At 64.4% G+C, this 12,242-nt stretch carries 14 protein-coding genes; 3 read left to right on the forward strand and 11 right to left on the reverse strand.

Annotated features, from left to right (window positions below; all coding sequences use genetic code 11):
- Nucleotides 1-12 precede the first annotated feature (12 nt).
- From G7077_RS03415 to G7077_RS03450, 8 genes are all read right to left on the reverse strand, one after another.
- Nucleotides 13-1,284: a glycosyltransferase gene (locus G7077_RS03415; RefSeq protein ID WP_166410498.1), complete on the reverse strand. Its 1,272-nt coding sequence runs from the start codon at nucleotides 1,282-1,284 to the stop codon at nucleotides 13-15.
- 239 nt (nucleotides 1,285-1,523) lie between these two features.
- Complete coding sequence (gene grxD, locus G7077_RS03420) at nucleotides 1,524-1,850, reverse strand: Grx4 family monothiol glutaredoxin (protein WP_166410499.1); 327 nt, start codon at nucleotides 1,848-1,850, stop codon at nucleotides 1,524-1,526.
- The gene (locus tag G7077_RS03425; RefSeq protein WP_166410500.1) at nucleotides 1,847-2,092 is read right to left on the reverse strand and encodes a BolA family protein; all 246 of its coding nucleotides are present in this window, start codon (nucleotides 2,090-2,092) and stop codon (nucleotides 1,847-1,849) included. Before G7077_RS03425 ends, grxD begins: the two co-directional genes overlap by 4 nt.
- Nucleotides 2,093-2,096: 4 nt before the next feature.
- The gene (locus G7077_RS03430) at nucleotides 2,097-2,423 is read right to left on the reverse strand and encodes a DUF1476 domain-containing protein (protein WP_166410501.1); all 327 of its coding nucleotides are present in this window, start codon (nucleotides 2,421-2,423) and stop codon (nucleotides 2,097-2,099) included.
- Between the two features lie 102 nt (nucleotides 2,424-2,525).
- Nucleotides 2,526-2,813, reverse strand: coding sequence for a DUF6694 family lipoprotein (locus G7077_RS03435; protein WP_166410502.1), 288 nt, complete (start codon nucleotides 2,811-2,813; stop codon nucleotides 2,526-2,528).
- Nucleotides 2,810-3,445, reverse strand: coding sequence for a 3-oxoacid CoA-transferase subunit B (locus tag G7077_RS03440; RefSeq protein ID WP_166412293.1), 636 nt, complete (start codon nucleotides 3,443-3,445; stop codon nucleotides 2,810-2,812). The genes G7077_RS03435 and G7077_RS03440 overlap by 4 nt, the downstream gene beginning before the upstream one ends.
- Nucleotides 3,445-4,152, reverse strand: a complete 708-nt coding sequence (locus G7077_RS03445) for a CoA transferase subunit A (RefSeq protein WP_166410503.1) — start codon at nucleotides 4,150-4,152, stop codon at nucleotides 3,445-3,447. Before G7077_RS03445 ends, G7077_RS03440 begins: the two co-directional genes overlap by 1 nt.
- A 43-nt stretch (nucleotides 4,153-4,195) precedes the next feature.
- Nucleotides 4,196-4,495, reverse strand: coding sequence for an SCP2 sterol-binding domain-containing protein (locus tag G7077_RS03450; RefSeq protein WP_166410504.1), 300 nt, complete (start codon nucleotides 4,493-4,495; stop codon nucleotides 4,196-4,198).
- Nucleotides 4,496-4,551: 56 nt separating this feature from the next.
- On the opposite strand from G7077_RS03450, the gene G7077_RS03455 reads away from it, so the two are divergent.
- The 3 genes from G7077_RS03455 to G7077_RS03465 are packed head-to-tail and all read left to right on the forward strand — an operon-like array spanning nucleotide 4,552 to nucleotide 9,969.
- Nucleotides 4,552-5,979, forward strand: a complete 1,428-nt coding sequence (locus tag G7077_RS03455) for an NAD-dependent succinate-semialdehyde dehydrogenase (RefSeq protein WP_206367682.1) — start codon at nucleotides 4,552-4,554, stop codon at nucleotides 5,977-5,979.
- Nucleotides 5,980-6,019: 40 nt separating this feature from the next.
- Nucleotides 6,020-8,203, forward strand: a complete 2,184-nt coding sequence (locus G7077_RS03460) for a spermidine synthase (RefSeq protein WP_343040011.1) — start codon at nucleotides 6,020-6,022, stop codon at nucleotides 8,201-8,203.
- A 59-nt stretch (nucleotides 8,204-8,262) separates the two neighbouring features.
- Nucleotides 8,263-9,969, forward strand: a complete 1,707-nt coding sequence (locus G7077_RS03465) for a DEAD/DEAH box helicase (RefSeq protein ID WP_166410505.1) — start codon at nucleotides 8,263-8,265, stop codon at nucleotides 9,967-9,969.
- Nucleotides 9,970-9,972: 3 nt separating this feature from the next.
- Here G7077_RS03465 and uvsE read toward each other — a convergent pair whose 3' ends face one another.
- Genes uvsE through G7077_RS13875 form a run of 3 tightly spaced genes read right to left on the reverse strand, consistent with a single transcriptional unit; the run spans nucleotide 9,973 to nucleotide 12,181 of the window.
- Nucleotides 9,973-11,142, reverse strand: a complete 1,170-nt coding sequence (gene uvsE / locus G7077_RS03470) for a UV DNA damage repair endonuclease UvsE (RefSeq protein ID WP_166410506.1) — start codon at nucleotides 11,140-11,142, stop codon at nucleotides 9,973-9,975.
- Nucleotides 11,139-11,783 (reverse strand): hypothetical protein, encoded by a 645-nt coding sequence (locus G7077_RS03475; RefSeq protein WP_206367683.1) that lies wholly within the window; start codon nucleotides 11,781-11,783, stop codon nucleotides 11,139-11,141. The genes uvsE and G7077_RS03475 overlap by 4 nt, the downstream gene beginning before the upstream one ends.
- Nucleotides 11,726-12,181: a DHH family phosphoesterase gene (locus G7077_RS13875; RefSeq protein WP_206367684.1), complete on the reverse strand. Its 456-nt coding sequence runs from the start codon at nucleotides 12,179-12,181 to the stop codon at nucleotides 11,726-11,728. The genes G7077_RS03475 and G7077_RS13875 overlap by 58 nt, the downstream gene beginning before the upstream one ends.
- Nucleotides 12,182-12,242 lie beyond the last annotated feature (61 nt).

The following is a 12,242-nucleotide window of genomic DNA, read 5'->3' on the forward strand; positions in this document are numbered from 1 at the left end:
GGCAGGTGAATGTCAGGCTGGCGGCAGTTCCGCTGCAGGCCGAAGGAAGGACGAGAAGGCCGACGGCGCAGCCTTGTGTCCCACGCGCCCACTCAGCGCCGTCGGATAGACGGTGCCGAACAGGCTCTCCATGCTTCGCGCCCAGCTATATTGCTTGGCTTCCGCCATCGCCGCTTCCGACAGCTGCCGGCGATCCGACCGCCAGATCTTCAGAATGTTGCCGGCCATCGCATCGCTGTCGCCCACCGGGCCGAGCAGGCCGACATGCTCGCCGACCCGGTCGATCATTGCACCAGAGGCGACCCCGACAACTGGAAGGCCGGAGGCCTGTGCTTCGACGATGGACACGCCGAACGTCTCGTCCGCCATTGCGGAAACGTAGATGTCGGCGCTTGCCAGCCAGCGCGACAGATCTGTGCGGCTTTTGACGTAACCGGGCATCGAAATGCGCGAGTCGGCGAGCTGGCTGATTTCCTCGCGGAGCGGTCCTTCGCCGAGCAGAACGAGACGTGCTCCAAGCTCTGCCGGCAGCTTACGAAATGCGTCGACGACCACGTCCGGCCGCTTCTCGATATCGAGGCGACCGACGTAGATGAGCAAAGGCTGACTTTCGGTCAGGCCAAGGGAGTGGCGCAGTCGCTCGTCGCGCCTGGTCGGACCGAACTCACCAAGTTCGACGCCAAGGCCGACAACCTCCACGTTACCGACTCCGAGCGCGCGCAGCTTGGTGCCGCCACCATTTTCACTCAATGCAAACACGGTGTCGAAGCGCCGATAGAGCGCTCCGCAATATCGGTAACACAAACGCGCTGCCGCTCCGCCAACCACCTTGCCCAGAAATTTGGAGACTGGCCGTTCGACATAGACAGTCGGGAAATCCGTCATGTACGCTGCGACCAGCGCCGTTTCAGGGTGACGCTTGCGATGCGCGACCGCTGCCCAAGGAAGGTTGTAGGCATCCTGGCACTCGATCAGATCGGGCCGAAAACGATCGAGCGCGGCTTGCACTGCGCTGTTGCGAAGCAAGAGGCGGTAGTGCGGGCTTAGCGGCACGTGCGGTGACTTGATGGTCACGGTGATCGCGCGGCCCTCTTCGACCACCTCGTCGCGCTCTCCTGGTATGATCAGAAGGTGCCGGTGCGGCGTATTGTCGAGGATGTGCCGGCGTTTGTGCAGCAAGTAGGTGCGCACCCCGCCGCCGACGTCGGACCAGCTCTGCGTCAGGTCACAGAACAATCTGGGCATCGCGAGCGGGCTGCCAAGGTCGGGGTCGTCGCGTCCCATCACCGGCAACAACCCGGCAGCGGCCCCAAAGTGTCCCTCACCCTGACACGATGCGCAATGTGTCGAAAAACTTTACGCAGGGCGAAGGTCCTTAGAAATAGGAAGCTACATTAAGTACAGAAATCCGCCGTTTTTTGCATTTGGCACGGCGGTTGCAATATTGTTCGTGTCCACTTGGTTCCACGCCACGTAAGGGGCGGTGAGGCGGTTCTCTGGTCCCCCTCACTGCCCCTTTAGCGTTACTGGGATTCCGAATTCGCCGGCGCGACAAGCTGCTGAAGCTCACCACTTTCGAACATTTCCATCATGATGTCCGATCCGCCGACGAATTCGCCGCGAACGTACAGCTGGGGAATAGTCGGCCAATCGCTATATTCCTTGATGCCGTTGCGGATTCCCTGGTCCTGAAGCACGTCCACCGTTTCGAACGGGGTGCCCAGATGATCAAGGATCGCAACCGCGCGGCTGGAAAAGCCGCACTGCGGGAATAGGGCGGTGCCCTTCATGAACAGCACCACGTCATTCTTCTTCACGATCTCGTCGATGCGTGCCGAAACGTCACTCACTGATGGTCTCCCGATGGCGTGGCAGTGGTCAACTGCAGCGCGTGTAATTCCCCGCCCATGCGCCCGCCAAGAGCGGCATAAACGGCCTGATGCTGCCTGACCCTGCTGAGGCCCGCGAAGCTCGCCGACACGACATGGGCGGCATAATGGTCGCCGTCTCCGGCAAGGTCGCGAATCTCCACAACGGCATCCGGAATAGCCTCGCGGATCAGTTGCTCGATATCGTTCGCAGCCATCGGCACGGGATCAGGCCTGTGCCTCGATCAACTGACGCCGCGCTTCGGCTTCGTTGCGCGTAAGGGCGTCCCGGACGCTCGCTTCGTCCGTCTCGACTCCCGCGGCGGTCAGATCGCCGATCAGCTTGCGGATCACCGCCTCGTCGCCGCCTTCCTCGAATTCTGCGTGCACGACTTCGCGCGCGTAAGCGTCCCGTTCCACGTTGGACAGCTTCATTTCGCGGGCGGCCCACTCACCGAGCAGCCGATTGCGGCGAGCGACGATGCGAAACCGCATTTCCTCATCATGGGCAAACTTGGCTTCAAATGCGCGTTCACGGTCGTCGAAAGTGGTCATAGGGTCCTTCCCGATGTGCGCTGCACGAGATAGTGAGCCGCACCGCCTGCGTCCAGCAGACTACGTGGGTTCTTGCCTGCCCCACAGCCCAGGACGCAGCAGTTACTCGGCTCCTAGTTCGTGGGCCCGCTGGTCCGCCACCACCTGAGCAGCGGTCATTCCGTCGAAGGTAACGCGCGCCAACGCCTCCGGATCGCGATTGCCGAACCGCCGGCCGCCGACGGTGCGAAGGGCTCGGTCGAATACCAGCCGGTCCGCGTCCGGGATCGTGCGCCTCGCCTTCTCACTCGTAGTTTCGAAGCTCTCTTTCGAGGAGCCGTCGATCAGCACCGTCTCGTCTTTGTGGCAGCCCGCGAGGAACAGCAGCAGAACGCCGACGGTCCACTTCATTCGACGTAAAGCGCCGACGTCTTGGCTCGAACCTCATCAGGGCCAACGCCGGGCGCCAGCTCGATCAGCTTGAACGGGCTCGCATGATCCGGCCTTTGGAATACGGCGATATCCGTGATGATCATGTCCACGACATTCTTGCCGGTCAGCGGCAAGGTGCAGGCCGGGATGAACTTGGGATCACCGTTCTTGGAAACATGCTCCATCACCACGATGATCTTCTTGACGCCTGCGACCAGGTCCATCGCACCGCCCATGCCCTTGATCATCTTGCCCGGGATCATCCAGTTGGCGATGTCGCCGTTCTCCGCCACTTCCATGGCGCCCAGCACGGTTAGGTCGATATGCCCGCCCCGGATCATTGCAAAGCTGTCTGCTGAGCTGAAGTAGCTCGACGAAGGCAGCTCACTGATCGTCTGCTTGCCGGCATTGATGAGGTCTGGGTCCTCCTCCCCCTCGTAAGGGAACGGACCGATCCCAAGCATTCCGTTCTCGCTCTGCAGCGTCACCGTCAGGCCTTCGGGGATGTGGTTGGCCACCAGCGTCGGGATGCCGATGCCTAGATTGACGTAATATCCGTCCTCCAGCTCCTGGGCGGCGCGCGCCGCCATCTCGTCCCTGGACCAGGCCATCATGCAGTCTCCCGCTGCCGAACGGTGCGGAACTCGATCTTCTTGTCGTAGGGCGCGCCGCTGATAAGTCGCTTCACGTAGATGCTCGGCAGGTGGATTGCGTCGGGATCGAGCGAGCCCACGGCCACGATCTCCTCGACCTCGGCGACACAGATCCTGCCGCAGGTCGCGGCGGGTGCATTGAAGTTGCGCGCCGTCTTGCGGAAGACGAGATTTCCGGCCTCATCCGCTTTCCAGCCCTTGATGATCGACAGATCGGCGCGGATGCCGCGTTCCAGGATGTAATCCTCGCCGTCGAAGCTCTTCACTTCCTTGCCCTCGGCGACCTGGGTGCCGACGCCCGTCTTGGTGTAGAAGCCGGGAATGCCCGCACCTCCGGCGCGCATCCGCTCGGCCAGCGTCCCCTGGGGGCAGAATTCCACCTCCAGCTCGCCAGCGAGGAATTGCCGCTCGAACTCCTTATTCTCGCCGACGTAAGAGCTGATCATCTTCTTGACCTGGCGGGTGCGCAGCAGCTTGCCGAGCCCCTCATTGTCGATGCCAGCGTTATTGGAGGCGATGGTAAGATCCTTGACTCCGCTGGCGACGATCGCGTCGATCAGCCGCTCGGGAATGCCGCACAGGCCAAAGCCCCCGGCGGCGATTGTCATGCCGTCGAACAGCAGCCCGTCGAGCGCCTCCGTGGCCGTGGTGTAGATGGTCGCCATGACGCTGCGGTAGGCAAAGGCGAACCGCGTTTCAACTCGCCGTTCAGCTCTTCAGGCGCTTGAACAAGCTCCCAAGTTCCATGGCAGCGGCCAGGTCGCCCCTAACCCGCAGCCGCCCGCTCATGTAGGCACGCATTGGATCGAGCTCACCGTCCGACAGCGCCAGCCAGTCCGCCCAGGAAATGCTGATGCTCGTCTCGGCCGGCGAATCCTCCTCGCCGATCCGCTCTTCGATACCGTCGATCAGCAGGACTCCGTCGTTTCCGAAATCCAGCTTCAACCTCTTGCCGGGAAGCCAGGCATCATGCCGGCGAAGCTTGTCGGCAAACTCCTGCTTGGTCATGGTGCGCCCGCTACCCGCCCGTTGTTCGCGGGGCAAGGCGGGCCTATCTGCTGCCCATGGGCTACGAAACCGATTTGAAACTCTTCATCGACGGCAGCTGGCGCACCGGCGAGAACCGAGACCACTTCGCCGTCGTCAATCCCGTCGACGGGAACCGCATCGCGGACCTGCCGCTCGCCACTGAAGCCGACCTCAACGAGGCTGCCGAGGCTGCCCGCCGCGCCTTCCCAATCTGGCGCGACACGGCGGTTGAGGAGCGCGGGACGATCCTTCGCACGACGGCGCAGATCCTGCGCAAGCGTGCCGACCAGATCGCGGCGATCATGACGCAGGAGCAGGGCAAGCCGCTCGCCGAGTCCCGCGCCGAAGTCGCCGGCTCCGCGTCCATGTTCGACTGGTATGCAGAGGAGATCAAACGCGATTACGGCCGCGTTCTCGTCCGCCCGACGGGTCAGCGCTCGATCGTCACCCATCAGCCGGTCGGCCCGGTGGCTACCTTCACGCCCTGGAATTTCCCGCTCTACCTGCTCGCCAAGAAGGTCGCCGCCGCGCTTGCCGCCGGATGCTCGGTCATATCCAAGCCGCCGGAAGAGACCCCAGGTTCAACACAGGCGCTGGCCGAAGCGCTCGATCATGCGGGTCTTCCGCGCGGCGTTTTTCAGATGGTGTTCGGCAACCCCGACCTCGTCAGCCGCACGCTGATAGCTCACCCTGCCATCCGCAAGATCAGCTTCACGGGCTCCACGCCCGTCGGCAAGCACCTCATGAAACTCTGCGCCGACAGCATGACCCGCGTGACCCTGGAACTCGGCGGCCATGCCCCCGTGCTGATCTTCGACGATTGCGACCTCGACAAGACGCTCGACATGGTGGTGCCGCAGAAGTTCAGGAACGCCGGCCAGGTCTGCGTCTCGCCGACACGCTTCTATGTTCAGGAGGGCATCTACGACGCCTTCCTGAAGGGCTTCGCGGAACGCACTGCGCAGGTGAAGGTCGGGGATGGCCTGCTAACCGACACGAAGATGGGTCCGCTGGCCAACAAGCGTCGACCCGAAGCGATCGGTGCACTGGTCGACGATGCCAAGGCGAAAGGCGCCAAGCTCCTCGCCGGCGGCGAACCCGGAGACAGCGGCTTCTTCTTCAGGCCGACCCTCCTTGCCGACGTGCCGCTCGACGCGAATATCATGAACGAGGAGCCGTTCGGCCCAGTTGCCGTCAGCCGGTCCTTCACGAGCTTCGACGAGGCCATCGAACAGGCCAACCGGCTCCCTTACGGCCTCGCCGCCTTCGCCTTCACGGAGAACGGCCGCCGCGCCAATCTGCTGGGCGACGCGATCGAGGCGGGCATGGTCGGTATCAACACCTTCGCCATCTCCACGGCCGACACACCGTTCGGCGGGGTGAAGGATAGCGGCTTCGGCAGCGAAGGCGGCAAGGAAGGGCTGGAAAGCTATCAGGTCGTGAAGGCCATTCACCAGGCCTGACGGTCTGCATTTCGCGACCGCCGTAGGCTGGGGGAACTCATTGGCTCCAATTTCAAGGGCTCGGCAATGGACGGTCGGAGCGCGCTTCACCGCCACCGTCTTTGTCGGATCGTTCCTGCTGTTCCTAGTGCAGCCGATGATTGCCCGGCTTGCGCTGCCGAGGCTCGGTGGAGCGCCGGCCGTCTGGAACTCGGCCATGCTGGTGTATCAGGCATTGCTCCTGGCCGGTTACGCCTACGCCCATCTGCTTGGCCGACTTGCACCGCGCAAGCAGGCCGCCGTTCACCTTGGCGTCTTCGCACTGGCGGCCTTTTCTCTTCCGATCGGCCTTTTAGATTTGGACGTGCCGCAGGGCGCCGGTCTGTTCCTGTGGGTCCCATGGCTGCTTCTGGTCTCGGTCGGCCCCCTGTTCTTCGTCATCTCCGCTCAGACGCCGCTTCTCCAGCGCTGGTTCGCGCTGACCAGCGGAAAGGATCCCTACCCCCTCTACGCCGCGTCGAACCTTGGCAGCTTTGCAGGTCTCTTTGCGTACCCGCTTCTTGTCGAGCCCATGGTCGCGGTCGCGGACCAGCGCTGGTATTGGAGTGCCGCTTACCTCGGCCTTGCGGCCCTCGCCGCCTGGTGCGCACTTGCGCTTCCGCGCACGGCACCGGTCGATCAACGCGAGGTTCGCTCGACCAGACCTGCCAGGAACATCGTGCTGTCCTGGATTATGGTGGCCGCCATCCCGTCCGGGCTGGTCTTGTCGACCACCCTCTACATAACCACGGATATCGTCGCGATCCCGTTGCTCTGGGCATTGCCGCTCGGGCTTTATCTGTTGAGCTTCACGGTCGCCTTCGGTGCTCCGGAGATAATCGTCCGACCGATCATGTGGGCTGCGCCGGTTGTCCTGCTTCTGAACGCCGTGCTTCTGTTTTCCGCCCCTTCCTCCGGCTCGGCAGTGCTCTTTGCCGGTCTGTCTGCGCTCGGACTGTTCCTGGTTTCCGTTTCGCTGCATCGCCGATTGTACGAGACCCGCCCGCCTGCGGACCAACTCACCGCCTTCTACCTGGCACTTGCCGTAGGCGGCGTCCTGGGCGGCCTGTTCTGCGCCTTGATTGCGCCTTTGCTGTTCGACTGGACCTACGAACATGCCTTGCTGATCGTTGCGGCGGCGCTGCTCCTGACCGCCCGGAGCCCCTTCAAGCCCGTCTATGATCTTTGGGATGGCGGCCGTCTGGCCAATGTCGTGACCCTGATCGGCATTCCGACGGTGCTGCTGCTGTCGGTCGCGAGCATTCCGCTGGGCCGACTGGCGGTGGCTCCGGCCATCCTTGTCGTGGCAATCGCCGCAATCGGCAATCGTCCGTTGTTCGCTGCCGCCGTTGCAAGTTTGGTGCTGACCACCGGCGGCTGGAACAACCTTAGGGCGTCGGTCGAGCCTGGCCGACTTACCCGAAGTTTCTTCGGCGTTTACACCTTGGAGGAGAATGCCCGCGACAGGGCGATCAGTCATGGAACGACGGTGCACGGTATCCAGAATCGTGGCTCGCCCGAGCGGGAGCGGATGCCGACCACCTACTATGCTCCGCGCTCAGGCGTGGGTCTGGTGCTAAGCTCGCCGCTGATCGCCGACACTGCCCGCGTCGGCCTTGTGGGCCTGGGTGCCGGAACCCTCTCCTGCTACGCCCGGCCGGCACAGCAGTGGACGATCTACGAGATCGATCCCGTCGTCGTGCAGATCGCCAGCGATCCGCGGCGCTTCAGCTTCCTGTCCCGCTGCCTGCCGAAGCGCCGGATGGTAATCGGCGATGCCCGGCTGACGCTGGCGCGCGAGACTGCCCCGAAGGTGGACATGCTCATCATCGATGCCTTCTCTTCGGACTCGATCCCTGTCCATCTGCTCACCCGCGAAGCGTTCCAGATTTACCGCCAGCGCCTGAAGGACGACGGCCTGCTCCTCGTCCACATCAGTAACCGCTACCTGCACCTCGACAGCGTGCTCGGCGCCGAGGCGGAGGCGGCGGGCTGGTCCGCGCGGATCCGGATCTTCAAACCGAAACGCGCGGATCGGTCGCTCAACTATTTCGGCTCCGATTGGGTCGTACTGTCACCCTCGCAGATAAGGATCAGCGCACTCGAGCAGGCTGAGCCCGGGCTCACCTGGCTGCCTTTACCGCCCCCGGTGTCCGCGCCCTGGTCGGATGATCACGCCAGTTTGCTACCGGTTTTGAAGTTCTAGCCCGCACCCATTCGGCTGTCGGGTGGCGTCAGCGCGCGCAAACGCCTAAGTGGCACCCCATGCAACATCCTCAAATTCATTCCGCGCTTGCGGAAGCCCTCGACGCGCGCGGGTATGAGACACTAACGGCGGTGCAGTCGGCGGTGATCGCCGACGAAGCGCATGGCCGCGACCTCATCGTTTCCGCCAAAACCGGCTCGGGCAAGACCGTCGCCTTTGGCCTCGCCATGGCCGGCCAGCTGATCGAGGCCGACAAGGTGCCCTGGTCGCGCGAGCCGCTCGGCCTCGTCATTGCCCCCACGCGCGAGCTGGCGCTTCAGGTCAGCAAAGAGCTCGACTGGCTCTACGCCAGCGCCGGCGCGCGCATCGTCACCTGCGTCGGCGGCATGGACCCGATGAAGGAGCGCCGCGCGCTCAACGGTGGTGCCCACATCGTCGTCGGCACACCCGGCCGCCTGCGCGACCATCTCGAGCGCGGCGCTCTCGACCTTTCTTCGATCCGTGCAGTTGTGCTCGACGAGGCGGACGAGATGCTCGACATGGGCTTCCGGGAGGAGCTCGAGGCTTTGCTCGACGGCACGCCCGAGACGCGCCGCACCCTGCTCTTCTCCGCAACCATGCCCAAGCCGATTCAGGCGCTCGCCAAGCGCTACCAGAAGGATGCGCTGCGGATCGAAACCGTCGGTGACCGCGAAGGCCACACGGACATCGCCTACCAGGCGGTGGCGCTCGCGCCGACCGACATTGAGCATGCCGTGGTCAACCTGCTGCGTCTCCACGAGGCAGAGACTGCGATCCTGTTCTGTGCCACCCGCGACGCGGTTCGCCGCCTGCATTCCAGCCTGACCGAGCGCGGCTTCAAATCGGTCGCCCTCTCCGGCGAGCACAGCCAGTCGGAGCGCAACAACGCCATCCAGGCGCTTCGCGACCAGCGCGCCCGCGTCTGTGTTGCGACCGACGTCGCCGCGCGCGGCATAGACCTTCCCTCCGTCAGCTTGGTCATCCACGTCGAACTGCCCCGCGATGCCGAGGCGCTCCAGCACCGCTCGGGCCGCACCGGCCGCGCCGGCCGCAAGGGCACGGCGATCCTGCTTGTCCCCTTCCGCGCCCGCCGCCGGGTCGAGACCATGCTCCGCAACGCCCGCATCCAGGCACAGTGGATTGCCCCACCCACCGCCGCCGAGATCCATAAGATGGATCATGAGCGCTGGATGGATACACTCCGCAACGCTCCCGAGGCGGAGGATGAGGACAAGGAGATGGCGGCGCAGCTGATGGCGGAGCTCTCGCCCGAAGCCATCGCCGCTGCTTTGGTGCGCGCGATGCGCACCGACCTGCCCGCGCCGGAGGAACTCCACGTCCAGGCACCGCGTGATGGCGCGGCCGAGCCCGGCCCGCGCGCCGGTTTCGAAGGGGCGGCCTGGTTCCGGATCAACGCCGGCCGCCGCCACAATGCCGATCCGCGCTGGTTGCTGCCCGTCATCTGCCGCTACGGCCACATCAGCCGCAATGAGGTCGGCGCGATCCGCATCGCATCGAACGACAGCTATTTCCAGGTCAGCGAGCGCGCTGTGCAGAGCTTCGTCAAGGCGCTTCGCCGCGCCACCATCGCACCCGAAGATCAGGGCATGATTATCGAAATGGCACCGCCCCGTGAAGTCGCCGTCGCGGGCGCGGCGCCTACGCGCCAGGACAAGCCCTCGCCCGGGGAGCAGCAATTCAAGGGCCGCCCGAAGAAGAAGCCGAAGGGGTGGAAGCCGAGCTAAGGCTCAGACCAGCTCCGGCTCCCGGACCCGCTCGCCTTCGTCCACATCCGCCTCGTCCTCCGCCGCGACGCCCTGCTCAAGTGCCGCCTCGTCGGCGAACAGTTCGTCGGCATCTTCGGCATAGATGCCGAACCGCTCGGCCACGTCCGGCGCGAACCGGAGCAGGTCGGGGCGGAGCTTGATGATCGACACGTCCTTGGACTTGCCCTCCATCATGACGTCGAACTCCAGCCCCGCCGCCATGCGCATGAAGGTCGCGAACTCGAACGGGTTGGTGAAGTCGCTGTGCCCGGTCCAGATCGGCGGCAGCAGCACCGTCTTGGTCCGCGCTGTCGCCTTGACCGGGGCCTTCACCAGCTCCTTCGACTTGCGCGCCCTACCCGCCTTCGCCGCCGCTCGCTGCTTGGGCGTGATCTGACGCTTCACCTCCCGCATCTCGGTTCGGGGCGAGGAGAAGTGGATCTTGGGCCGGACGCCCTTCGGCCACGTCTTGAGAAAGCGCTCCAACGTGTCGCGGATTTCCAGCCGTTCGGGGTTGAGGCACCAGAAATGCTGATAGTCGAAGATCAGCCGCACGCCCGTCCGCTCATGAATCCAAAGCACGTCCGCAGCGGAGAAGCGGATATCGTCATTCTCCAGCACCAGCCGGTCCTTGACGTGCTGCGGGCATTGCTCCCAGCCTTCGATCCAGCGGGCCCGGCTCGCCTCATGATCGTCGTAGACGCCGCCGACATGGGTCACCATCACCGCCTCCGGCCCCGCGCCCATCCGGTCGAGCATCTCGGCCTGGCTTGAAAAGTCCCAGATGCTTTTCTTCGTCAGCTCCGGGTTGAGGCTGTTCAGAAGCACATATTGCGACGGGTGAAAGGAGGTGCGGATGTCCAGCTCTCGTGCCTTGGCGCCGATGGCGCGCAGCTCGGTGTCGCTCTCAGCCACCATTTTGTGAAATTGCGGCATGTCGGGATGGGTCGCGTAAGGCGCCAGGTCGGACGAGAAACGGTACATGTCGATCTCGACCTCCTTCAGATAGTCGAAGATCGCGTCGATATATTCGAGGCTGCATTTCAGGTGCGGGTTCTTCTGCCAGCGCCGCGTGTCGTTCGCCCTCATGCCTGGCCGGCCCATCACCTTGACCGGGAAGCCGAGCCGCAGCGGGCGGGTTGGATTAATCATGCGATCTGCTCCTCGGGAAAGCCCAGGTCGGTGATGAAGCGGTTCCATTGTTCGTGGCGGAGCGCACCGCCGCTCGCCTGCCGGTGGCCGCTTCCATACTCGCTGCCCGCCCCGTCGGGCCGATGATCTGCGAAAAAGCGGATGAGGTCGCGGCCGGAGCCGGTGCGTGCGGCGAAATGGACCCAGCCGGGCCGGTAGTCCTTGTTGGCCGCGATCACGACCTTGTCGCGCAGTCGCCCGCGCCACTGCTGCGCGATCAGCGGATGGATCTGGCACGGCGATGCCAGCGGGATCAACGCCACCTCGCCGCGTACCTTGGGCGCCGCGCGCTTGGCATCGTCCATCGCACAGCGCACCTCGTCCTTCGCGGCAAGAAGCTCGGCCGTTTCCGGATGCTCACCCGACAGCAGTTCCTTGGGTGAATTGCACTTCAGCAGCAGCCTCAGCGCCGGCGTAGCGTCCGCCTTCGCGGTGCGCCGAGGCGCGTTGATGAGGCTGACGGCATTGCGGAGCGCCGTCTTGCCGTACCGCGCCTGCGCCGCTGTCATCTCTGCAAAGCCGGACTCCTCCGCCATGTCGCCGATCAGCCCAATGGCGGCGAGCCACAACAAGTCGTCGGACGTTCCAATCCGCGCGCGCACCAATAGGCCAGCAGCGCCGATGTCGGCTCCGGCTTCCAGCCATGGCCGCTGATCACGACCGCATCGCCCGGCGTCCCGGTCGGCACATGATGATCGACGATGGCCGTCGGCGTGCTCGCCAGCAAAGCGCCCTCACGAACGCCGAGATCGGTGACGATCAGCCCGCCCGGTGCCGCATGGCGAAGCTCCGAACGGATTTCCTCCGACCACGGATTTTCGCCCTTGCCGACGATCCGCAAGGTCGCACCATCGAGGCTTCGCTGAAATATCGCGGCAGCCGCCAACCCATCCGCATCGAAATGGCCGAGGATCAGTGGCGCTGGTCCGAACCGGCTGGCCACCTCGGCAAATGTCGCGCCGACCTGCTGACGCCGGCTCTCGGTTTCATCCTCTGCCACGGTCACTAAACGTCCGGGCGCTGCAGCCGTGCCGTCAGGGGGCGAAAGGCGGTACGGGTGC

Source organism: Sphingomonas piscis, from assembly GCF_011300455.1.
Classification (GTDB): domain Bacteria; phylum Pseudomonadota; class Alphaproteobacteria; order Sphingomonadales; family Sphingomonadaceae; genus Sphingomicrobium; species Sphingomicrobium piscis.

Bases quoted from the DNA above. Each gene is read 5' to 3' on its own strand.
- G7077_RS03430 (WP_166410501.1), bottom strand. From the start codon at position 2,423: ATGACCACTTTCGACGACCGTGAACGCGCATTTGAAGCCAAGTTTGCC.
- G7077_RS03445 (WP_166410503.1), bottom strand. From the start codon at position 4,152: ATGGCGACCATCTACACCACGGCCACGGAGGCGCTCGACGGGCTGCTG.
- G7077_RS03415 (WP_166410498.1), bottom strand. From the start codon at position 1,284: ATGGGACGCGACGACCCCGACCTTGGCAGCCCGCTCGCGATGCCCAGA.
- G7077_RS03465 (WP_166410505.1), top strand. From the start codon at position 8,263: ATGCAACATCCTCAAATTCATTCCGCGCTTGCGGAAGCCCTCGACGCG.
- G7077_RS03440 (WP_166412293.1), bottom strand. From the start codon at position 3,445: ATGGCCTGGTCCAGGGACGAGATGGCGGCGCGCGCCGCCCAGGAGCTG.
- G7077_RS03435 (WP_166410502.1), bottom strand. From the start codon at position 2,813: ATGAAGTGGACCGTCGGCGTTCTGCTGCTGTTCCTCGCGGGCTGCCAC.
- G7077_RS03455 (WP_206367682.1), top strand. From the start codon at position 4,552: ATGGGCTACGAAACCGATTTGAAACTCTTCATCGACGGCAGCTGGCGC.
- uvsE (WP_166410506.1), bottom strand. From the start codon at position 11,142: ATGATTAATCCAACCCGCCCGCTGCGGCTCGGCTTCCCGGTCAAGGTG.
- G7077_RS03450 (WP_166410504.1), bottom strand. From the start codon at position 4,495: ATGACCAAGCAGGAGTTTGCCGACAAGCTTCGCCGGCATGATGCCTGG.